This window comes from Micrococcus antarcticus, from assembly GCF_044872765.1.
Classification (GTDB): domain Bacteria; phylum Actinomycetota; class Actinomycetes; order Actinomycetales; family Micrococcaceae; genus Micrococcus.
In genome coordinates, this window is the sequence record NZ_CP085253.1 from 425,528 (window position 1) to 446,501 (window position 20,974).

Consider the following 20,974-nt stretch of genomic DNA (forward strand, 5'->3'; position numbering starts at 1 on the left):
CTCAGCGGTGGGCGTCGAGGCCGGCGCGCACGGAGTCGAGCAGCTCGGCCCACGCGGACTCGAACTTCTGCAGGCCCTCGGCCTCCAGCTGCTCGACGACCTCGGTGTAGGAGACGCCCGCGGCGCCGATCGCGTCGAGGTCGGCCTCGGCCTGGGCGTCGGCGCGGGTGACGGTGTCACCCGTGACCTCGCCGTGGTCCGCGAAGGCCTCGAGGGTCTTCTCCGGCATGGTGTTCACGGTGCGGGGGGCCACGAGGCCGGCGACGTACAGGGTGTCCGGCAGGGCGGGGTCCTTCATGCCGGTGGACGCCCACAGGGGGCGCTGCACGGGGGCGCCGGCGGCCTCGAGGAGACGCCACCGCTCGGTGTCGAGGGCCTGCGTGAAGGCCCGGTACGCGAGGCGCGCGTTGGCGAGGCCGGCCTTGCCGGTCAGGCCGTCGGCGTCGTCACGGCCGCCCGCGCGCAGGCGCGCGTCCACCTCGGTGTCCACGCGGGAGACGAAGAAGGAGGCCACGGAGTGGATGCGGGAGAGGTCGTGGCCGTTCTCCCGGGCCTGCTCGAGGCCCGACTGCCACGCGTTGAGCACCTCGCGGTAGCGGGGCAGGGAGAAGATGAGCGTCACGTTCACGCTGATGCCCTCGGCGAGCACCGCGGAGATGGCCGGCAGGCCCTCCACCGTGGCGGGGATCTTCACCATGAGGTTCGGGCGGTCCACGACGGCGGCCAGATCGCGGGCCTGCGTGATCGTCCCGTCGGTGTCCCGCGCGAGGCGGGGGTCCACCTCGATGGACACGAAGCCGTCCGCTCCACCCGTCGCCTCGTGCACGGGCGCAAGGACGTCTGCCGCGCGGCGCACGTCCGTCGTCGTCAGCGCCGTGACGGCGTCGTCGACGGTGGCACCGGCCGCGGCGAGCTCGGCCAGCTGCGCCTCGTAGGCGTCCGCGTCCTTCAGGGCAAGGGCGAAGATGGAGGGGTTCGTCGTCACGCCGGTCACGGAGCGGGTCGCGATCAGCTCCTCGAGCGTGCCCGAGTCCAGGCGCGTGCGGGAGAGGTCGTCCAGCCACAGGGACACGCCGGCCTCGGCGAGGGCGGCGGTGCGGGGGTTCTTCTCGGTCATGGGAGGCGCCCTTCGTTCGGTTCAGAGCAGGCCGCGGGCCGTGGCCGCGACGTTCTCGGGGGTGAAGCCGTACTCGGCGAGGAGGAGGGGCCCGTCGGCCGACTCGCCGTAGTGCTCGAGGCTCACGCGGGCCCCGCGGGATCCGGCGGTGACGGTGTGCTCGAACCACGGCTGGGCGATCCCGGCCTCCACGGAGACGCGGACGGGGGCATCCGGGCCGTCGGGGAGGACCTCGGCCCGGTAGTTCTCGTCCTGCTCTGCGAACCACTCGAGGCACGGGGCGGACACCACGCGGGTGGGCACGCCGTCGGCCTGCAGCAGGCCCCGCGCGCCCAGCGCCACCGACACCTCGGAGCCGGTGGCGATCAGCAGGACGCGCGGCGCGGCGGGGGAGCCGTCCGGGCCGGCCGCCTCCGCGAGCACATAGGCCCCGCGGGCGGTGCCGGAGGCCGCGGCGAGCGCGCCCTCCCCACGGTCGAGCACGGGGACGTTCTGCCGGGTGAGCACGAGGCCCGTGGGGCGCGTGCGGCGCTCGAGCACGGTGCGCCACGCCCACGCGGTCTCGTTCGCGTCGGCGGGGCGCACGACGTCGAGGCCCGGGATCGCGCGCAGCGCGGCGAGGTGCTCCACGGGCTGGTGGGTCGGCCCGTCCTCGCCGAGACCGACCGAGTCGTGCGTCCACACGTAGATGCTCGGCACGCCCATGAGGGCCGCGAGGCGGACGGCGGCGCGCTGGTAGTCGGCGAACTGGAGGAACGTGCCGGCGTACGCACGGGTCAGCCCGCCGATCGTGATGCCGTTGACGATCGCGCCCGCCGCGAACTCGCGGATGCCGAAGTGCAGGGTGCGGCCGTACGGGTCGCCCTGCCACGTGCTCGTGGAGCGGCGTGCGGGGACGAAGGAGGGCTCGCCCTTCATGGTGGTGTTGTTCGAGCCGGCGAGGTCGGCGGAGCCGCCCCACAGCTCGGGCATCACGGGGGCGAGGGCGGTCAGGACCTCGCCGGAGGCGGCGCGCGTGGCGATGCCTTTTGCATCGGCGTCCCAGGTGGGGAACGCCTCGGCGAAGCCCTCGGGCAGATCGCCGGCGGTCAGCCGGGCGAAGAGGCGGGCGCGCTCCGGGTTCGCCTCCCGCCACGCGGCGAGGGCCTCCTCCCACTGCGCGCGGTAGGCCTTCGAGCGCTCGCCCACGGCGCGGGCGTGCTCCAGGAGGCCCGGCTCCACCGCGAAGTGCTCCTCGACGTCGAAGCCGAGGTGCGCTTTGAGCTCACGGACCTCGTCCTCGCCGAGCTTCGCGCCGTGGATGCCGCCGGTGTTCTGCTTCGTGGGGGAGGGCCAGCCGATCACGGTGCGCAGCTTGATCAGGGAGGGGCGCCCGGTCTCGGCCTTCGCCGCGGCGAGGGCCTCGTAGAGCCGCTCGACGTCCTCCGTGTACTCGGAGACGTCGTGCCCCTGGGCGCCGTTGGTCCAGTCGACCTCCTGCACGTGCCAGCCGTAGGCCTCGTAGCGGGCGGCGACGTCCTCAGTGAAGGCGATGTCGGTGTCGTCCTCGATGGAGATGCGGTTCGCGTCGTAGACGACCACGAGGTTCCCGAGCTCCTGATGACCGGCGAGCGAGCACGCCTCGGCGGTCACGCCCTCCTGGACGTCGCCGTCCGAGGCGATCACGAAGACGTGGTGGTCGAAGGGCGAGGTCCCGGGGGCGGCGTCGGGGTCCAGCAGGCCGCGCACCCGCCGCTGGTCGTACGCGAAGCCGACCGCGGAGGCCAGGCCCTGGCCGAGCGGGCCCGTCGTCATCTCCACGCCGGGCGTGTGGCGGTACTCCGGGTGGCCGGGGGTCAGGGATCCGCGGGTGCGCAGGGCCTCGAGGTCCTCGACCTCGAGGCCGTACCCGGCGGCGAAGAGCTGCAGGTAGAGGACGAGGGAGGCGTGGCCCGCCGAGAGGATGAACCGGTCTCGGCCGGCCCAGCGGTCGTCGGCCGGGTCCAGGTGCATGACGTTCTGGAAGAGCTGCCACGCCACCGGCGCAAGCGAGATCGCAGTGCCGGGGTGGCCGTGGCCCGCACGCTCCACCGCGTCCACGGCGAGGACCTTGAGCGTGTCCACCATGCGGCGGTCGGCGTCGTCGTACACGAACTCCCGCGCGGGCGGCACGCGGTCCAGGGCGGGGATGGGCCCGGCGGCGGGGGACGGGGCGTCGGTCACGGGACTGCTCCTGGCATGTGGGGGACATCGGGGCGCGCCGTCGGGGTCGCTCCCGAAGGGCGGCGTCCCCGCCAGCCTAGCCCGCGGACCCCCGGCCGGTCCCGGAGTGACGCCCGCCTCCCCGGGCGCGCCGCGGGGCCCGCGGGTAGGATGGAGCAGGGCCCCGTGCAGGGCGTGGAGGTTTCCCCGCGCCCCGCCCCCGGCCTGACCCCGTCCCCTCACCGTGAGAAGCAGATGTCATCCTCCGTGGAGTCGCACTCCCCAGCACCCGCCGCCGACGTCCGGTCGGCCCCCGCGCCCGAGCGGCCGCCGGTCCCCCTGGGCCGGAAGCTGCGCGCCTACCTGGAGCTCACCAAGCCCCAGGTGATCGAGCTCCTGCTGGTGACCACGCTCCCCACCATGATCTTCGCCCAGCGCGGATTCCCGGACCTCACCACCATGATCGCCACCCTCGTGGGCGGTGCCATGGCGGCCGGCGCCTCCGGCGCGTTCAACTGCTACATCGACCGGGACATCGACCGGATCATGAAGCGCACCGAGCGCCGGCCCCTCGTCACGGGCGAGCTCACCCCGCGGGAGGCCCTGGTGTTCTCGTGGACCCTCGCTGTCCTCTCCGTGCTGGTCCTCGGCTTCGGCGCCAACTGGCTCGCGGCGGGCCTGGGCGTGGCCGCCATCTTCTTCTACGTGGTGGTCTACACGCTGATCCTCAAGCGCCGCACGGAGCAGAACATCGTGTGGGGCGGGATCGCCGGCTGCTTCCCCGTGCTGATCGGCTGGGCCGCGGTCCGCGGCACGGTCGAGTGGCCCGCCCTCGTGCTCTTCACCGTCATCTTCCTGTGGACCCCGCCGCACTACTGGCCCCTGTCCATGAAGTACAAGCGGGACTACCAGGAGGCGGACGTCCCCATGCTCGGGGCCGTCGCCTCCGCGCGTCTCGTGTCCAACCAGGTGGTGCTCTACGCGTGGGCCACCGTGGTGTGCTCGCTGCTGCTGGTGCCCATGGGCTGGGCCGGCATCGTGTACACGGCCGTGGCGCTCGGCGTCGGCGGCTGGTTCGTGTGGGAGGCCCACGTCCTCCAGCGCCGCGCGCAGCGCGAGGACTTCGACGACCGCAAGGCCATGAAGGTCTTCCACCTCTCCATCACGTACCTGACGCTGCTGTTCGTGGCTCTGGCCATCGACCCGTTCGTGGGCGTGCCGCTCATGCGCTTCGGCGCCTGAACCGGCCCTCGGCCCCGTCACGACGACGGCCCCGCATCCTCCGGCCGGAGGATGCGGGGCCGTTCTGCGTCTCCGGCGCGGGTTTTCAGTGCCCCGGCGTGACGTGTCCGCTGGTCTGGCGCTGCCACGCCAGGGTGCCGGCGACGACGGCGATCGTGGCGCCGGCCAGGTGGGCCGCCACGACCCCGATGGGCAGCCCCGCGACGTGCTGCCAGTAGCCGAGGATCCCCTGGAGGACGACGGCCGCCAGCAGGAACCAGGCCGAGGACCGCTGGCCCGCGCCGGAGCCGAGCGTGCGGTGGATGAGCACCAGCAGCACCACCGTCGCGATGACCGTGAGGTAGACCGGCACGACGTGCAGGCGGGTGATCATGACGGCGTCGAAGCCGTGCCGGGCCGCCGCCGGGTCGCCGGAGTGCGGACCGGTGCCGGTCACGAGGGTGCCCAGGACGAGGGCGGCCCAGAGGGCGGCGTACGCGACCCGGGCGGCCAGGCGCGTGCCGGGGGTGGTGACGCCGTCCACGAGGGGTGCGCCCGCGCCGTGGCGGTGCGCCTCCCGCACCCGCAGCCACAGCATGGCCGCGAGGGCGATGAGCACCCCGGAGATGACGAAGTGGACGCCCACGATCCGGGGGTCCAGGTGCATCCACACGGTGATGCCCCCGATGACGGCCTGGAGCGCGATGCCCGCCAGGAGCAGGCACGCGAGCAGGAACGACGTGCGGTGCGTGCGGCGGAGGGGCCAGAGCTGCACGATCATGAGCAGGGCGATGACCCCCAGGACGCCCGTGAGGGTCCGGTTGCCGAACTCGATGATGCCGTGGATGCCCATCTCCGGCGTGGTGGTGAGGGATTCGGGCGTGCACGTCGGCCACGTGGGGCAGCCCAGTCCGGAGCCGGTGAGCCGGACGGCCCCGCCCGTCACCACGATGACCATCTGGGAGATGAGGGAGGCGAGGGCGAGGGCCACGGTGGTGGCGGTGATGCGGGAGGGGTCCGCCGCGCCGGCGGCGCGGTGGGAGGAGGATGAAGCGGTCACGAGAACCGGTCCTTTGCGGGGTCGAGGGTGGGTCGGGGGAGCAGGGAGGGCGGTGCCGGGCCGTCAGGGGCGCCAGCGGAACCAGCGCAGGGCGGCCAGCACGGCCGCCGCGGTCCACGCCACGAGGACGACGAGGGGCAGCGGCTCCCACGTGCCGTCGAGCAGGGCGCCGCGCAGGGCCGCGCCGAGGGCGCCCGAGGGCAGGAGCTCGAGCCAGCCCCACCGCGGCGGGAACACGGTGCCGCCGACCGCGCCGAACAGCACCCACAGCAGGTTGGCGGCGGCGAGGGTCGCCTCGGGGCGCGCCGTGCCCGCCAGGAGCAGGCCGAGGGCGGTGAACGCCGCCGCGCCCAGCACGAGGGCGACGGCGGCGGGCAGGATCCCCGCCGGGTCCGGCCGCCAGCCCAGCGCGAGGCCGACGCCGCCGATCACCGCGGTCTGGACCACGAGCAGGACGGCGACGGACGCGGCCTTGCCGGCGACCAGCCCGAGCGTGCCGAGCGGCGTCGTGGCGAGCGCGGCGAGCACGTCGTAGCGGCGCTCGAAGCCCGTGGAGATCGCGGTCGCCGTGAAGGCCGAGCTGATGACGGCCAGCGCGAGGACGCCGGGGACGGCCACGTCCAGGCCGGAGCGGGAGGGCGCGTCCAGCAGACCGGTGGCGTGCACGCCGATCAGCGCGAGCAGCGGCAGGATCAGGGTGACCATCAGCTGCTCGCCGTTGCGCAGGGCCGTGCCGGTCTCGTAGGCGGCCTGGCGCGCCACGCGGGAGCCCAGGGGGGCGGCTCCGGCGTGGGGGGCGGCGGTGGGGGTGCTCATGCGGCGCTCTCCTGGAGGATGTGCTCGAGGCGCAGGCTCGCCCGGTCCCAGCGCGTGGGCAGCAGGCCGTGGGCCCGCCACGTGCCGGCGAGGGCCTCGAGGTCGGCGGGGGTGCGCACGCCCGTGACCCGGACGCTGGGGGAGTCGGGCAGCGGGCGGGCGGTGAAGGGGGCGCGCAGGGCCGCGGACCACGCGCGCACGTCGGCGGGCCGCGCCTGCGCGAACTCCACGTCCACGACGTCGCCGGCCTCCACGCGGGTCAGCTCGGCGAGGGAGCCGGCGCGCACCACGCGTCCGGCCCGGAGGATCGCCACGTCGTCGGCGAGGCGCTCGGCGTCGTCGAGTAGGTGGGTGGTCAGCAGCACCGCGGCGCCGCGCGCGGTCTGCTCGCGGATGACCTCGTGGACGACGGGACGGGTCTCCGGGTCCAGCCCGGCCGTCGGCTCGTCCAGGAAGAGCATGTCCGGGCGGCCGACGAGGGCCGCGGCGAGCGCGACGCGCTGGCGCTGGCCGCCGGAGAGGCGGCGCAGGGAGCGGCCGGCGACCTTCGCGATCAGCAGGCGCTCGAGCAGCTCCTCCGGGTCCTCGGGGCAGCGGTAGAGCGAGGCCACGTGCGTGACGAACCGGCGCGCCGTCACCGAGGGCGGCAGCCCGCCCTCCTGCCACATGACGCCGATGCGGGCGCGCAGGTCCGCGGATGCGCGCCAGGGGTCGCGCCCGAAGACGCGGACCGTGCCGGCGTCCGGACGGTCCGTGCCGTGGCACAGGCCCAGCGTCGTGGACTTGCCCGCGCCGTTGGGGCCGAGCAGGACGGTCACGGCCCCGGCGCGGGCGGTGAGGTCTACCCCGCGCAGCACGGGCGTGCGGGCGCGCCCGCGGCCCAGGCTCCGGTGGGCGTCCCGCAGGCTCAGCGCCGGCACGGGTGCGTCGGTGTGGGCGTTGTCGGGGGAGGTGGGGGGCACCGGTCCAGTCTAGTCGGGCGGGCCGGCGGTGCCCGGTGCCGCGGGCGGGGCGTCCCGGGTGACGCGGGACACCGGTGCCGAGAGCGGACGAAGGGCCCCCTCACTTGAACGGTTCCAGATCATTACGTCATCATGGACTGGTGTATTCCGAACGGCCCGTCCCCGCGCATGACGCCGCGCCCGCCCCGGCACCCGCCGAGGGCACGCGCGAGCGCGTCCTGCAGCTGGTCCTCACGCGCGGGCCGGTGAGCGCGGCCGAGATCGGCCGGGAGCTGGAGCTCACCGCCGCGGCCGTGCGCCGCCACCTCGACGCCCTCGAGGAGGAGTCCCTCGTGGCCGTGAAGCTCGTCAGCGCCGCCCGCGGAGCGGGCCGCCCCTCCCGCCGGTACGTGGTGACGCAGCACGCCCAGCGCCGTCTCGGCGACGACCACCTCTCGGTCGCCGTCGACGCGATCGACCGCCTCGCGGAGCTCGGCGGCGAGGGCGAGGTCCGCCGCCTCGCGCGCGGGGCCTTCCGCGACGTCGAGCGGAGGTTCGACGCCGCCGTCGCCGGCGTGGACCTGCCGCTGGAGGAGCGGACCGCCGTGCTCGCCAGGGTGCTCGACGCCGCCGGATTCGCCGGCACGCTGCGCCACCTGGGCGAGGGGCTGGCCCCCACCCTGCGGGCCGACCAGGTGTGCCAGGGCCACTGCCCCCTGCAGGGCCTGCCGGCCCGCTACCCGGAGTTCTGCGAGGAGGAGGCCGCCCTGTTCGCGCGCCTGCTCGGCGTCGACGTGCGCCGGCTCTCCACCCTCGCCACCGGCGGGCACGTGTGCACCACGCACGTGCCCCTGGGCCGCACGTGAGGCCGCCCGCCGGCCCCGAGAAGACCACCCGACCGTCCGACCACCCCGAACACCGCAACGAGAGAGGCTGAGATGACAGACCAGATCGTCCAGCGGGAGACCACGGAGACCGCCGATCCCGGCGTGATCGCCGAGATCCTCGAGAAGAACCCCGAGTTGAACGCCATCGGCGCCTACCAGTACGGCTGGGCCGACTCCGACGCGGCCGGCGAGAAGGCCGTGCGCGGCCTGAACGAAGACGTCGTGCGCGACATCTCCGCCAAGAAGTCCGAGCCGCAGTGGATGCTCGACCTGCGCCTCAAGGGCCTGAAGTACTTCGAGCGCAAGCCGATGCCCGCGTGGGGCCCGGACCTCACCGGCATCGACTTCGACAACATCAAGTACTTCGTGCGCTCCACCGAGGGCCAGGCGAAGTCCTGGGAGGACCTGCCCGAGGACATCCGCAACACGTACGAGCGCCTCGGCATCCCCGAGGCGGAGCGCGACCGCCTCGTGGCGGGCGTCGCCGCCCAGTACGAGTCCGAGGTCGTCTACCACCAGATCCGCGAGGACCTCGAGGCCCAGGGCGTGCTGTTCCTCGACACCGACACGGCCCTCAAGGAGCACCCGGAGGTGTTCGAGGAGTACTTCGGCACCGTGATCCCGGTGGGCGACAACAAGTTCGCCTCCCTGAACACGTCCGTGTGGTCCGGCGGCTCCTTCGTGTACGTGCCCAAGGGCGTGCACGTGGACATCCCGCTGCAGGCCTACTTCCGCATCAACACGGAGAACATGGGCCAGTTCGAGCGCACGCTGATCATCGCGGACGAGGACTCCTACGTGCACTACATCGAGGGCTGCACCGCCCCGATGTACAAGTCGGACTCCCTGCACTCCGCCGTGGTGGAGATCGTGGTGAAGAAGAACGCCCGCGTGCGCTACACCACCATCCAGAACTGGTCCACCAACGTGTACAACCTGGTGACCAAGCGTGCCGTGGTCGAGGCCGGCGGAACGATGGAGTGGGTCGACGGCAACATCGGCTCGAAGGTCACCATGAAGTACCCCGCGGTGTACCTCACGGGTGAGCACGCCACCGGCGAGACGCTCTCCGTGGCCTTCGCCGGCGCCGACCAGCACCAGGACACGGGCTCGAAGATGGTGCACATGGCCCCCAACACCTCCAGCTCGATCGTCTCGAAGTCGATCGCCCGCAACGGCGGCCGGGCCGCCTACCGCGGGCTCGTGCAGGTGGACGAGGGCGCCAAGGGCGCCGCGAACTCGGTGGTGTGCGACGCGCTGCTCGTGGACACGGTCTCCCGCTCGGACACCTACCCGTACATCGACATCCGCGAGGACGACGTGACCCTCGGCCACGAGGCCACGGTGTCCCGCGTCTCGGAGGAGCAGCTCTTCTACCTCCAGAGCCGCGGCCTCTCCGAGAGCGAGGCCATGGCGATGATCGTGCGCGGCTTCATCGAGCCGATCGCGCGCGAGCTGCCGATGGAGTACGCCCTCGAGCTGAACAAGCTGATCGAACTGCAGATGGAAGGGTCGGTGGGCTGAGTGGCCGAGACCATGGATGTGACCGAGCGCAATCTCATTCCGGGCATGGGGGAGGAGGGCGAGAAGCTCGCCGTCACCCAGGAGGCCCCGAAGGCCGCGGCGCAGCCGCGCCGCACCGGAGGCTCCCGCGCGGACCGCGTGAGCTCGTACGAGCTCGCCGACTTCCCGGTGCTCACCGGGCGCGAGGAGGACTGGCGGTTCACCCCGCTCAAGCGCCTGGGCGGGCTGCACCTGCCCGGCGGCGACGACGCGCGGCTCACCGGCGCGGCACCGACCGTGACCGTGTCCGAGCACGAGGGCGTCTCCGTGGAGACCGTCTCGCGCGAGGACGCGCGCGTCGGCTCCGTGCTGACGCCGGACGACCGCGTCTCCGCCGCGGCGTGGGCCTCGACCTCCGAGGCCGTCGTCGTGACGGTCGCGGCGGGAGCCGAGGTCGCCGAGCCGATCCGGATCGAGGTGACCGGCGCAGGCCCCCAGGCCGCCGCCGCGCACCTGACGGTCATCGTCGAGGAGAACGCCCAGGCCGACGTCGTGATCCGCCACCGCGGCTCCGCCGTGCTGGCCCAGAACGTCGAGTTCGACGTCCGCCGGGACGCCCGCCTCAACGCAGTCTCCCTGCAGGCGTGGGACGAGGGCGCCGTGCACGTGTCGGCGCAGCAGGCCTCCGTGGCCACGGGCGCGCACCTCACGCACGTGACCGTCTCCCACGGCGGCTCGCTGGTGCGCCTCACCCCGACCGCGCGCTTCTCCGCCGAGCGCGGCGAGGCCCGCCTCTACGGCCTCTACTTCGCCGACGCCGGCCAGCACCTCGAGAGCCGCCTGTTCGTGGACCACAACCAGCCGAACTGTGTCTCGGACGTGCTCTACAAGGGCGCGCTGCAGGGCGCCGACGCGCGCACCGTGTGGGTGGGCGACGTGCTGATCCGCAAGGAGGCCGAGGGCACGGACACGTACGAGAAGAACCAGAACCTGCTGCTCACCGACGGCGCCCGCGCCGACTCGGTGCCGAACCTCGAGATCGAGACCGGCGTCATCGAGGGGGCGGGCCATGCGTCCGCCACCGGACGGTTCGACGAGACCCAGCTGTTCTACCTCATGGCCCGCGGCATCCCGGAGTCGGAGGCGCGCCGCCTGATCGTGCGCGGCTTCCTCAACGAGATCATCCAGAAGATCGGCATCGCCGACGTCGAGGACGAGCTCACCACCGTCATGGAGGACGAGCTGCGCATCGCCGCGCTCTGAGCCCACCTCCCGCTCACCCCACCTTTTTCTTCCAAGGAGAACCGCACATGGCAACTCTGCAGATCACCGACCTGCACGTGCAGATCGAGACCGACAACGGCCCCAAGGAGATCCTCAAGGGCCTGAACCTCACCCTGAACACGGGCGAGACGCACGCCATCATGGGCCCCAACGGCTCCGGCAAGTCCACCCTGGCCTCCACCATCGCCGGCCACCCCCGCTACGAGGTGACCTCCGGGTCCATCACCCTGGACGGCGAGGACGTCCTGGAGATGGGCGTGGACGAGCGCGCGCAGGCGGGTCTCTTCCTGGCCATGCAGTACCCCGTGGAGATCCCGGGCGTGACCATGACCAACTTCCTGCGCACCGCCAAGACCGCGCTGGACGGGGAGGCGCCCTCGCTGCGCACGTGGACCAAGGACGTCAAGGGCGCCTTCGAGGCCCTCCAGATGGACCCGGCGTTCATGAACCGCAACGTCAACGAGGGCTTCTCGGGCGGCGAGAAGAAGCGCGCCGAGATCATGCAGCTCGAGCTCTTCAAGCCGAAGTTCGCGATCCTCGACGAGACCGACTCCGGCCTCGACGTGGACGCCCTGCGCATCGTCTCGGAGGGCGTGAACCGCGCCGCCGAGGCGAACGAGATGGGCACGCTGCTCATCACCCACTACACGCGCATCCTGAACTACATCAAGCCCCAGCACGTGCACGTGATGGTGGCCGGCCGCATCGCCGAGTCGGGCGGCCCCGAGCTCGCCGCGCAGCTCGAGGCCGAGGGCTACGCCCGCTTCGAGCAGGCCGCAGAGGTCTCGGCATGACCGAGGCCGCCGCGCAGACGCCCACGGAGGACGTCCGTGAGGCCCTCAAGGACGTCATCGACCCCGAGCTCGGGGTGAACGTGGTGGACCTGGGCCTGCTCTACGGCCTGCACTACGCCGAGGACGGCGCGCTGCTCGTGGACATGACCCTGACCACCGCCGCGTGCCCCCTCACCGAGGAGATCGAGGACCAGGTCTCGCGCGCCATCGGCACCATGGTGGACGAGTGGCGCCTGAACTGGGTCTGGATGCCGCCGTGGGGTCCCGAGCGGATCACCGAGGACGGCAAGGACCAGATGCGGGCCCTCGGCTTCAACATCTGACCCGGCCCCGGTCCCGGAACGACGTCGGGCCCCCACCTCCGCGCGGAGGTGGGGGCCCGACGTCGTTCCGGGGAGACCGCGGGAAGCGCCCTCAGATGTCCAGCGTGCTCGCGGTGAACGTGTTGCACTGCTGGATGTCCGGCTCGGCCTGGCGACCGTTCTGGTAGCCGCGCATGAACCAGCCCATGCGCTGCTCCGAGGTGCCGTGCGTGAAGCTGTGCGGGTCGACGCGGCCGCGGGCCTGCTCCTGGATGTGATCGTCGCCCACGGAGGCCGCGGCGTCGATCGCCTGGCGCAGCTGCGCGTCCGAGATGGGCTGCAGGAACGGCTCCCCGGACTCCGGGTCCGTGGTCACCGTGCCGTGGCCGGCCCACATGCCGGCGAAGCAGTCGGCCTGGAGCTCGGCCTTCACCGAGCCCGAGGTGGCGCCCGTCGTGCCGTCCCGCGAGTACGCCAGGTAGCCGACCACGTTCTGCACGTGGTGGCCGTACTCGTGCGCGACGATGTACTCCTCGGCCAGGGGGCCGCCCTCGGCGCCGAAGTCGCGCTGGAGGGTGCCGAAGAAGGACGTGTCGAAGTACATGGACTCGTCGGAGGGGCAGTAGAACGGGCCGGTGTCCGAGGACGCGGCGCCGCAGCCGGTGTTCACCTGGCCGGAGAACAGGGTGAGCTTCGGCTCGCGCCAGTCGATGTTGGAGTACCGGCCGAGGTACCCGCCCCAGAACTGGTCGGCGGCCTCGGTGGTGGCGATCACGCGGCAGTCCACGTTGCGGTTCGCGTCGTCGCCGGTGCTGCACTCCGACGGGGAGACCGGCTGGTCCGTGCCCCCCGTGGTCTGCTGCTGGTACTGGCCCTGGCCGGAGGTGGCCGAGCCGGTGTCGATGCCGAGCTGGTCGGCCAGCCCGGGCGCGAAGATGGCCAGGAGCAGCGCCAGCAGGCCGCCGCCGCCGCCGATCGCGGCGCCCCGGCCGAGGCCCCCGCCGCCGCCGGAGGCGCGGCCCGCGTCGAGCTGCACGTTGGAGTTGAAGGTCATGAGGCCTGAGTCTAGACGGACTAGACTGGGGCGGCGCGGCCCCGGGCCCCTCGGCCCTTCGCGCGCCCTCGACCGGTCCGCTGCGGCCGCCCCCACACCCCCAGGAGCTCCACCCCCTCATGCTCACCGTCACGGATCTCGAACTGCGCGTCGGCGCCCGCCTGCTCATGGACGAGGTGAACTTCCGCGTGGACAAGGGGGACAAGGTGGGCCTGGTGGGGCGCAACGGCGCCGGCAAGACCACCCTCACGAAGGTGCTCGCCGGCGGCGGACAGCCCGCCGGGGGGACCGTCACCCGCTCGGGTCGGATCGGCTACCTCCCGCAGGACCCCAAGGTGGAGGACATGGACCAGTCCGGCCGCGACCGGATCCTCTCCGCCCGGGACCTGGACCAGACCATCCGCCGCATGCGCGCCGCGGAGGAGGGGATGGCGGCGGACGACGACGCCGAGCGCGAGAGGGCCATGAACCGGTACTCGCGGCTCGAAGCGGAGTTCGCCGCCCGCGGCGGGTACGCGGCCGAGTCCGAGGCCGCCCGGATCACCTCGAATCTGGGCCTGCCGGACCGCGTCCTGGACCAGCCGCTGCACACGCTCTCCGGCGGCCAGCGCCGCCGCGTGGAGCTCGCCCGCATCCTCTTCTCGGACGCGGACATCATGCTCCTCGACGAGCCCACCAACCACCTGGACCATGACTCGATCGTGTGGCTGCGCGAATACCTCAAGACGTACTCCGGCGGCCTGCTGATGATCAGCCATGATGTGGAGCTCATGGAGATGACCGTGAACAAGGTCCTCTACCTCGACGCCAACCGCCAGGTGATCGACGTCTACAACATGTCCTGGAAGAACTACCTGGCCCAGCGCCAGCAGGACGAGTCCCGCCGCCGCCGGGAGTTCGCCAACGCGGAGAAGAAGGCCTCCGCGCTGATCTCCCAGGCGGAGAAGATGCGGGCCAAGGCCACGAAGGCCGTGGCCGCGCAGAACATGATCAAGCGCGCCGAGCGCCTCATGCGGGACGTCGAGGGCGAGCGCGCGCAGGACCGCGTGGCCGCCATCCGCTTCCCCTCGCCGCAGCCCTCGGGCAAGACGCCGCTGCGCGCGGAGAACCTCTCCAAGTCCTACGGATCGCTCGAGATCTTCACGGGCGTGGACCTGGCGATCGACCGCGGCTCCCGCGTGGTGATCCTGGGCTACAACGGCGCGGGCAAGACCACGCTGCTGCGCATGCTGGCCGGTGCCGAGACCCCGGACACGGGCGGCGTGGAGGCCGGGCACGGCCTCAAGCTCGGCTACTTCGCCCAGGAGCACGACACCCTCGACCAGGACGCCTCGGTGCTCGACAACATGCGCCACGCCGCGCCGCAGCTGGGGGACACCCAGGCGCGCACGCTGCTGGGCTCGTTCCTCTTCCAGGGCGACGACGTGGACAAGCCCGCGCGGGTGCTCTCCGGCGGCGAGAAGACCCGCCTGGCCCTGGCCACGCTCGTGGCGTCCTCCGCCAACGTCCTGCTGCTCGACGAGCCCACCAACAACCTCGACCCCGCCAGCCGCGAGGAGATCCTCAACGCGCTGCGCCGGTACGAGGGCGCCGTGGTGCTCGTGACCCACGACGAGGGTGCCGTCCAGGCGCTCGCCCCGGAGCGCGTGGTGCTGCTGCCGGACGGCGTCGAGGACCTCTGGAACGACGACTACCTGGACCTCATCACCCTGGCCTGAGCGGCCGGCCGGGGCCGCTCAGTCGAACAGCGCGTCCTCGGCCTGCTCGTCCGTGAGCCGTCCGTCCCGGCGGCGCCGCACGGGCTGGGGGCGCGGCGGGCGGCGGGCGGCGAACGTGCCGTCGTCGACGGCGTCCTCGAGGGCGTCCGCGCGGTCGTTGCGGGCGCGCATCCACGCCGAGTAGCCCCACACGCCGAAGCCCATGGCCGCGAAGAGGTACCACTGGATGGCGTAGGAGAGGTGCGGGCCCTCGTCGAGCGTGGGCTCCACGAGCCTCTGCGGCGCGGTCTCCGCGGCCGGGTCCTCGCTCACCATGATCCCGTACGCGGTGTCCGCCACGGGCTCGCCGACGACGCGGCCGATCTCCGGCAGGTCGATCGAGGCGACCTGCCCCTCGGGGGCATCGCGGTCCAGGGTGGGCTCGCCGGGCTTGACGCGCACGACGGCGGACACCTCGCCCTCCGGCGGCGCCGGCACCACGTCGGGCCGTCCGGGGGTGTCGCCCACGGGCAGCCAGCCGCGGTCCACCACGACGACGACGCCCTCGTCCGTGCGGAACGGCACCAGCACCTCGTAGCCGGGGCGGCCGGCGCGGGGGCGGTTGCGGGCGATCAGCGTCTCCTCCACCAAGTACTCCCCGCTCAGGGTCACGGGCGTCCACTCGTCCTGGGCGTCGAAGTCCGTGAACATCCGCTCGGCCTCGGCGAACGGCACGGCGTCGTCGTCGTAGTTCTCCAGCACGCGGTTGACCTCGTGCATCTTCTGCACACGCCGGTCCCACTGCCACTGCGCGAGGTAGTGGCACGCGAACGCGAAGAGGACGCACACGAGGAGGCCGAGGATCCAGGGCCCCGTGGCGAGGAAGCCGAAGCGCAGGCGGGGCAGGCGCTCCGTGGCCGTGTCCCCGGGGGGACGGCGGGAGCCGACGCGGGGGCCGGTGGCGGTGCTCATGCGGGGACCTCATCGTCGGGGTGGTCGGGGTGGTCGGGGGCCACGAGGGGCCGGACGCGGCGCAGGAAGCCGCGCGCCTCGAGGAAGTCCCCGAGGTGGGCGCGATGCTCGCGGCAGGCGAGCCACGTCTTGGTCCGCTCGGGAGCGTGCACGCGGGGGTTGTTCCACTCGAGCGCCCACACCGCGTCGGCGCGGCAGCCGCGGCGCGAGCACGGGTGCGGATCGCCGGGCCCGGCGGCCACGCCGGCGGGTCCCCCGACGGGCCCGGGCGTGGCGCCCGGAACGGAGCCCGGCGCGGGGGAGGACCCCGCGGCGAGGGCTCCGAGGAGGTCCATGCCGCCGAGCGGGCCCGCGGTGCTCATGCGCCCGCCTCCTCACCGGTCCGCGGCCCGGGCAGGGCCCGGCGCCGGTCGAGGACGGGGTCCGCCACGACGTCGCCCGTCAGGACCACGGGCTGCGGCGCCGCGGGGCCGGACTCCTCGGGGACGGGGAGGGCGGCGGCGCCCGAGTCCACGCGGCGCAGCGTGCCGGAGCGCTCGGGGCCGGCGTTGTTCACGGAGACCACCGCGATGTAGGGCAGGGCCACGGCGCCCAGGATGAGCGCGAGCTGGAGCCAGCCGTGCGTGAAGAGGGCGGCCACGAAGCACAGCGTGCGGACGCCCATCTGGAGGAGGTAGACGCGCATGCGGTGCGAGCGGTCCTCGCTGCGGGCCGGCGCGGCGGTGGTGACCCCCTGGACCCGGCGGGTGGTCATGGCGTCACCTCCTGCACGGCGTCCGGGGGCGGGTCCCGGCACGACGGCACACGTAGAGTGGTGGTTCACGGCGGCGGGCGGGCGCTTCGCGTCCGCCTCGGACGGCTCTCAGAGCCGACCGCCGGTCGATGTCCTAGGTGAACGATCCTAGTCGCCCCCGCACAGAAGGTGGTCCCCATGGCCGAGCAGTCCCGTCCCTCCGCAGCCGAGCCGGCCGCCCCCGGCGGGCGCAGCGTCCTCGTCACCGGCGGCAACCGCGGGATCGGCCTGGCCATCGCGCAGGCGTTCGCCGCGAACGGCGACCGCGTGGCCATCACGTCCCGCTCGGGCGAGGGCCCCGAGGGCGTCCTGGCGGTGCGGGCCGACGTGACGGACGCCTCGTCCGTGGACGCGGCGTTCCGGCAGGTCGAGGAGGCCCACGGCCCGGTCGAGGTGCTCGTGGCGAACGCCGGCATCACGAACGACCAGCTGCTGCTGCGCATGTCCGAGGAGGACTTCGCCTCGGTGGTGGACACGAACCTCACCGGCTCGTTCCGCGTGGTGCAGCGCGCCACGAAGGGCATGATGCGCCTCAAGCGCGGCCGGATCGTGCTGGTCTCCTCCGTGGTGGGCCTGCTCGGCTCCCCGGGCCAGGTCAACTACGCCGCCTCCAAGTCCGGCCTCGTGGGCATGGCGCGCTCCATCACCCGCGAGCTCGGCGCGCGGGGCGTGACGGCGAACGTGGTGGCCCCCGGCTACATCGACACGGAGATGACGCGTTCGCTGGACGAGGACCTCAAGGCCCAGTACAAGAAGTCCATCCCCGCGGGCCGCTTCGCCGACCCGGACGAGGTCGCCGGCGTCGTCCGGTGGCTCGCCTCGGAGGAGGCCTCCTACATCTCCGGCGCCGTCATCCCCGTGGACGGCGGCCTCGGCATGGGCCACTGACCCGCCCCCTCACCCTTCCCACCCCAGGCAGAAAGGCCCCGAGCATGACTGAGACAGACCTCACCGGACGCGGCGTCGTCGTCACCGGCTCCTCCCGCGGCATCGGCGCGGAGACCGCGCGGCTGCTGGCCGCCCGCGGCGCCGGCGTCGTGGTGAACTACCGCCAGAAGGCCCCGCGCGCGAACAAGGTGGTCGCCGCCATCGAGGAGGCCGGAGGCCGCGCCGTGGCCGTGGGCGGCGACGTCACGAAGGCCGAGGACCGCGCCGCCCTGCTCGACGCCGCCGTCGAGGCGTTCGGCTCGCTGGACGTGCTCGTGCTCAACGCCTCCGGCGGCATGGAGTCCCAGTTCGGCGAGGACTACGCCATGACGCTCAACCGGGACGCGCAGGCCGCCCTCGCGGACGCCGCCCTCGAGCGGATGGGAGAGGGTGGGCAGATCGTGTTCGTCACCTCGCACCAGGCGCACTTCATCGACGAGGTGGACACCATGGAGTCCTACGAGGCCGTGGCCCGCTCCAAGCGCGCCGGAGAGCTCGCGCTGCGCGAGCGCATCCCCGCGTTCGCGGAGAAGGGCGTGGGCTTCGCGGTGGTCTCGGGCGACATGATCGAGGGCACCATCACCGCCACGCTGCTCAACCGCGCGGAGCCGGGCGCCATCGAGTCGCGCCGTGAGGCGGCCGGGAAGCTGTACACGGTGGAGGAGTTCGCGTCCGAGGTGGCCGCCCTGGTGGGGCGCACCGACCTCGAGGTGGGCCACACCGAGCTCGTGGGCGGCGCCCGCGACTTCCTGGCCCGCCACCGGGGCTGAGTCGCCGGCTGCTCGGGCTCAGAGCCCGAGCAGCCAGCGCAGCGGGGTGAACGAGGGCACGTCGAGCACCACGTCGGCGTGCTCGCGCAGCGCCGGCTTGGCGCACAGGGCCACCCCGCACCCCGCGGCCGTCAGCAGGTCGATGTCGTTGGCGCCGTCGCCCACCGCCACGACGGCGGTCTCCGCGACGCCGGCGTCGGCCGCCCACGCGCGCAGCATGGCCGCCTTGGCGGCGCGGTCCACCACAGTCCCGACGACGCGCCCCGTGAGGCGCCCGTCCGCGGCCTCGAGCTCGTTCGCGCAGTAGGCGTGCAGGCCCCACGCGGCCGCGAGCGGGGCGAGCACCGAGGTGAACCCGCCCGAGACGGCGCAGACCCGACCCCCGGCCGCGTGCACGGCGGCGATCAGCTCGAGCGCGCCGTCCGTGGGGCGCACGGCGTCCACGACCTCCTCGACCACGCCCACGGGCAGGCCCGCGAGCGCCTCGACGCGCGCGTGGAGGGACTGGGCGAAGTCGAGCTCGCCGCGCATGGCCCGCTCCGTGACCTCGGCGACCTCCGCCTCGCGCCCGGCGTGCGCCGCGAGCAGCTCGATGACCTCCTGCTGGATCAGCGTGGAGTCGACGTCGGTCACCACGAGCGGGTGCGGGTTCGCCGTCGCGTCCTCGGGCAGCGTCAGCGCGGCCCATCCGGGACCCGGATCGGGAGCCGCGGCCCACGCGTCGCTCAGGAACCGCCAGCCCACGAGGCCGTCCGCGGCGACGCGCTCGGCGCCCTCCGGCACGCCCTCCGGCGTGCCCGCGGGACCAGGGGCGCCGGCGGGCGAGGCGGTCAGGACGAGGCGGCGCACGGAGCTCATGGGCCTCAATCTAGGGGCGCGGACGCAGCGCGCCCCGCGTGTGAACGCCCGGCCCCACTATGGTGGAGGCCATGACCACGCCCCAGCACCTCGAGGACATCTTCACCCCGGACGAGGACGCCGTGCTCCAGCTGCGCGGCGTGCGCGTGCACCGCGGCGGCCGGGACATCGTCGCCGACGTGGACTGGACCGTCCGGGCGGGCGAGCGCTGGGTCGTGATGGGCCCCAACGGCGCGGGCAAGTCGACCCTGCTGCAGATCGCCGCGGCCCGCCTGCACCCCACCGCCGGCGACGTCGCGATCCTCGACGAGGTGCTGGGCGCCGTCGACGTGTTCGAGCTGCGCCCGCGCATCGGGCTCTCCTCCGCCCAGCTGGCGGCCCAGGTGCCGCGCGCGGAGCTCGTGCAGGACGCCGTGGTGACCGCCGCGTACGGCGTGACCGGCACGTGGCGCGAGAGCTACGAGACGCAGGACCGCATGCGGGCCCTCGGGCTCGTGTCCGCGTGGGGGCTCTCCCGCCTGGCGCACCGGCCCTTCGGCTCCCTCTCGGACGGCGAGCGCAAGCGGGTGCTGATCGCCCGCGCGCTCATGACCGACCCCGAGCTGCTGCTCCTGGACGAGCCCGCCGCGGGGCTGGACCTGGCCGGGCGCGAGGAGCTCGTCCGCCAGCTCACCGAGCTCGCGGAGGACGAGGCGGCGCCGGCCACCGTTCTCGTGACACACCATGTGGAGGAGGTCCCTCCGGGCTTCACCCACGCCCTGCTGCTGCGCGAGGGCGGCGTGGTGGCCGCCGGCCCCGTCGCGGAGGTCCTCACGGACGAGCACCTCTCCACCGCGTTCGGCCTCGCGCTCACCGTCACCTCCACGGACGGGCGCTACTCGGCCGTCGGCGCGTGAGCGAGCTGCTCGCCGCCCAGGTCCTCGGGATGGACCTGTGGCAGGTGCTGCTCGTGCTGCTGGCCGGGTTCTGGGCCGGCACCATCAACTCCGTGATCGGCTCGGGCACCCTGGTGACCTTCCCCGTGCTCGTGGCCGTGGGGTACCCGCCCGTCACGGCGCAGATCTCCAACGCCATGGGCCTCGTGGCCGCCGGGTTCTCGGGCGTGTTCGGGTACCGCCGCGAGCTCGCGGAGTCGCGGGCCGTGCTGCCCGTGCTGACCGTGGCCTCCCTGCTGGGCGGCATCCTCGGGGCATCCCTGCTGATCCACCTGCCGCCCGAGGTGTTCGGGTACGCGGCGCCGATCCTCATCGTGGTGGCCCTCGCCTTCGTGATCCTCCAGCCCCGCCTGCAGGCGTGGGTGCGCCGGCGGGCCGCCGCGCGGGCGGGCGGCGAGGTCGCCGAGGCCCCCGCCGTGCCGAGCCGGCCCGTCGGCCCCGCGCTGTGGATCCTCGTCTTCCTGGCCGGTGTGTACGGCGGGTACTTCGTGGCCGCGCAGGGCGTGCTGCTCATGGGCATCCTCGGCGTGTTCCTCTGCGGCGGCACGCTCGTGCACGCGAACGGCATCAAGACGTGGCTCTCCCTCTCCGTGAACCTCATCGCCGCCGTCTCCTACCTGCTGTTCGCCTTCGACCGCATCGACTGGACGGCCGTGCTGCTCATCGCGGCGTCCTCCCTGGTGGGCGGGTCCGTGGGGGCCAGGATCGGGCGGCGCATCTCCCCGACGCTGCTGCGCGGGGTGATCGTGGTGGTGGGCCTGGCCGGACTGACGAGCATGATCCTGCGCCTGGTGAACGGTGGCTGAGCACACCCGGCTTCCGGGCGCGGCCGGCCGGGAGGTGCGGCTGACCCCGGCCGACC

21 protein-coding genes are annotated in these 20,974 nt (G+C 73.5%); 11 read left to right on the plus strand and 10 right to left on the minus strand.

The annotated features are described in order from the left end of the window. Position 1 precedes the first annotated feature (1 nt). Together tal and tkt are read right to left on the minus strand one after the other, a co-directional pair. Positions 2 to 1,117, minus strand: coding sequence for a transaldolase (gene tal, locus LG274_RS02020; RefSeq protein WP_404465080.1), 1,116 nt, complete (start codon positions 1,115 to 1,117; stop codon positions 2 to 4). A 21-nt stretch (positions 1,118 to 1,138) separates the two neighbouring features. Beyond that, positions 1,139 to 3,223 (minus strand): transketolase, encoded by a 2,085-nt coding sequence (gene tkt / locus LG274_RS02025; RefSeq protein ID WP_404465977.1) that lies wholly within the window; start codon positions 3,221 to 3,223, stop codon positions 1,139 to 1,141. Positions 3,224 to 3,553: 330 nt separating this feature from the next. Between tkt and LG274_RS02030 the strand changes: the two genes are divergently transcribed. Then, on the plus strand, positions 3,554 to 4,540 hold the full coding sequence (locus LG274_RS02030; RefSeq protein ID WP_366370573.1) for a heme o synthase: 987 nt from the start codon (positions 3,554 to 3,556) through the stop codon (positions 4,538 to 4,540). Positions 4,541 to 4,625: 85 nt separating this feature from the next. Here LG274_RS02030 and LG274_RS02035 read toward each other — a convergent pair whose 3' ends face one another. The 3 genes from LG274_RS02035 to LG274_RS02045 all read right to left on the minus strand — a co-directional run bounded on the left by LG274_RS02035 (position 4,626) and on the right by LG274_RS02045 (position 7,357). Then, entirely contained in the window at positions 4,626 to 5,579 is a 954-nt protein-coding gene (locus LG274_RS02035; RefSeq protein ID WP_404465082.1) for a heme A synthase, read from the minus strand. 63 nt (positions 5,580 to 5,642) lie between these two features. Next, entirely contained in the window at positions 5,643 to 6,395 is a 753-nt protein-coding gene (locus tag LG274_RS02040) for an ABC transporter permease (protein WP_404465084.1), read from the minus strand. Further along, on the minus strand, positions 6,392 to 7,357 hold the full coding sequence (locus LG274_RS02045) for an ABC transporter ATP-binding protein (RefSeq protein WP_298986135.1): 966 nt from the start codon (positions 7,355 to 7,357) through the stop codon (positions 6,392 to 6,394). The genes LG274_RS02040 and LG274_RS02045 overlap by 4 nt, the downstream gene beginning before the upstream one ends. Before the next feature lie 140 nt (positions 7,358 to 7,497). On the opposite strand from LG274_RS02045, the gene LG274_RS02050 reads away from it, so the two are divergent. The 5 genes from LG274_RS02050 (at position 7,498) to LG274_RS02070 (ending at position 12,127) form a co-directional block, all read left to right on the plus strand. Beyond that, a complete protein-coding gene (locus LG274_RS02050) occupies positions 7,498 to 8,202 on the plus strand; it encodes a helix-turn-helix domain-containing protein (RefSeq protein WP_319074328.1) in 705 nt (234 codons plus the stop codon). 72 nt (positions 8,203 to 8,274) lie between these two features. After that, positions 8,275 to 9,747, plus strand: coding sequence for a Fe-S cluster assembly protein SufB (gene sufB, locus LG274_RS02055; RefSeq protein WP_248117034.1), 1,473 nt, complete (start codon positions 8,275 to 8,277; stop codon positions 9,745 to 9,747). 12 nt (positions 9,748 to 9,759) lie between these two features. Then, entirely contained in the window at positions 9,760 to 10,989 is a 1,230-nt protein-coding gene (gene sufD / locus LG274_RS02060) for a Fe-S cluster assembly protein SufD (protein WP_404465979.1), read from the plus strand. Positions 10,990 to 11,036: 47 nt separating this feature from the next. Then, positions 11,037 to 11,804: a Fe-S cluster assembly ATPase SufC gene (gene sufC, locus LG274_RS02065; RefSeq protein WP_248117039.1), complete on the plus strand. Its 768-nt coding sequence runs from the start codon at positions 11,037 to 11,039 to the stop codon at positions 11,802 to 11,804. Then, positions 11,801 to 12,127 carry a metal-sulfur cluster assembly factor gene (locus tag LG274_RS02070; RefSeq protein WP_248117041.1) on the plus strand — a complete coding sequence of 109 codons (327 nt, stop codon included), beginning with the start codon at positions 11,801 to 11,803 and terminating at the stop codon, positions 12,125 to 12,127. Before sufC ends, LG274_RS02070 begins: the two co-directional genes overlap by 4 nt. A 91-nt stretch (positions 12,128 to 12,218) precedes the next feature. Here the strand turns inward: LG274_RS02070 and LG274_RS02075 are convergent, their stop codons facing one another. Beyond that, complete coding sequence (locus tag LG274_RS02075; protein ID WP_404465088.1) at positions 12,219 to 13,160, minus strand: neutral zinc metallopeptidase; 942 nt, start codon at positions 13,158 to 13,160, stop codon at positions 12,219 to 12,221. A 119-nt stretch (positions 13,161 to 13,279) separates the two neighbouring features. On the opposite strand from LG274_RS02075, the gene LG274_RS02080 reads away from it, so the two are divergent. Then, the gene (locus LG274_RS02080; protein ID WP_248117045.1) at positions 13,280 to 14,878 is read left to right on the plus strand and encodes an ABC-F family ATP-binding cassette domain-containing protein; all 1,599 of its coding nucleotides are present in this window, start codon (positions 13,280 to 13,282) and stop codon (positions 14,876 to 14,878) included. 18 nt (positions 14,879 to 14,896) lie between these two features. On the opposite strand, the gene LG274_RS02085 is transcribed toward LG274_RS02080, so the two are convergent. The 3 genes from LG274_RS02085 to LG274_RS02095 are packed head-to-tail and all read right to left on the minus strand — an operon-like array spanning position 14,897 to position 16,583. Beyond that, positions 14,897 to 15,829, minus strand: coding sequence for an SURF1 family protein (locus tag LG274_RS02085; RefSeq protein ID WP_298710894.1), 933 nt, complete (start codon positions 15,827 to 15,829; stop codon positions 14,897 to 14,899). Continuing rightward, positions 15,826 to 16,191 carry a hypothetical protein gene (locus LG274_RS02090; RefSeq protein WP_366370578.1) on the minus strand — a complete coding sequence of 122 codons (366 nt, stop codon included), beginning with the start codon at positions 16,189 to 16,191 and terminating at the stop codon, positions 15,826 to 15,828. Before LG274_RS02090 ends, LG274_RS02085 begins: the two co-directional genes overlap by 4 nt. Continuing rightward, the gene (locus LG274_RS02095) at positions 16,188 to 16,583 is read right to left on the minus strand and encodes a DUF3099 domain-containing protein (protein WP_404465093.1); all 396 of its coding nucleotides are present in this window, start codon (positions 16,581 to 16,583) and stop codon (positions 16,188 to 16,190) included. Before LG274_RS02095 ends, LG274_RS02090 begins: the two co-directional genes overlap by 4 nt. Before the next feature lie 177 nt (positions 16,584 to 16,760). On the opposite strand from LG274_RS02095, the gene LG274_RS02100 reads away from it, so the two are divergent. Together LG274_RS02100 and LG274_RS02105 are read left to right on the plus strand one after the other, a co-directional pair. Then, entirely contained in the window at positions 16,761 to 17,510 is a 750-nt protein-coding gene (locus LG274_RS02100) for a beta-ketoacyl-ACP reductase (protein ID WP_248117051.1), read from the plus strand. A 44-nt stretch (positions 17,511 to 17,554) separates the two neighbouring features. Further along, positions 17,555 to 18,319 carry an SDR family oxidoreductase gene (locus LG274_RS02105; protein ID WP_404465095.1) on the plus strand — a complete coding sequence of 255 codons (765 nt, stop codon included), beginning with the start codon at positions 17,555 to 17,557 and terminating at the stop codon, positions 18,317 to 18,319. An 18-nt stretch (positions 18,320 to 18,337) separates the two neighbouring features. On the opposite strand, the gene serB is transcribed toward LG274_RS02105, so the two are convergent. Continuing rightward, positions 18,338 to 19,177 (minus strand): phosphoserine phosphatase SerB, encoded by an 840-nt coding sequence (gene serB / locus LG274_RS02110; protein WP_248117055.1) that lies wholly within the window; start codon positions 19,175 to 19,177, stop codon positions 18,338 to 18,340. Between the two features lie 71 nt (positions 19,178 to 19,248). On the opposite strand from serB, the gene LG274_RS02115 reads away from it, so the two are divergent. Together LG274_RS02115 and LG274_RS02120 are read left to right on the plus strand one after the other, a co-directional pair. Next, on the plus strand, positions 19,249 to 20,073 hold the full coding sequence (locus tag LG274_RS02115; RefSeq protein WP_298710911.1) for an ABC transporter ATP-binding protein: 825 nt from the start codon (positions 19,249 to 19,251) through the stop codon (positions 20,071 to 20,073). Next, the gene (locus LG274_RS02120; protein ID WP_248117061.1) at positions 20,070 to 20,918 is read left to right on the plus strand and encodes a sulfite exporter TauE/SafE family protein; all 849 of its coding nucleotides are present in this window, start codon (positions 20,070 to 20,072) and stop codon (positions 20,916 to 20,918) included. The genes LG274_RS02115 and LG274_RS02120 overlap by 4 nt, the downstream gene beginning before the upstream one ends. The last annotated feature ends 56 nt before the right edge of the window (positions 20,919 to 20,974 follow it).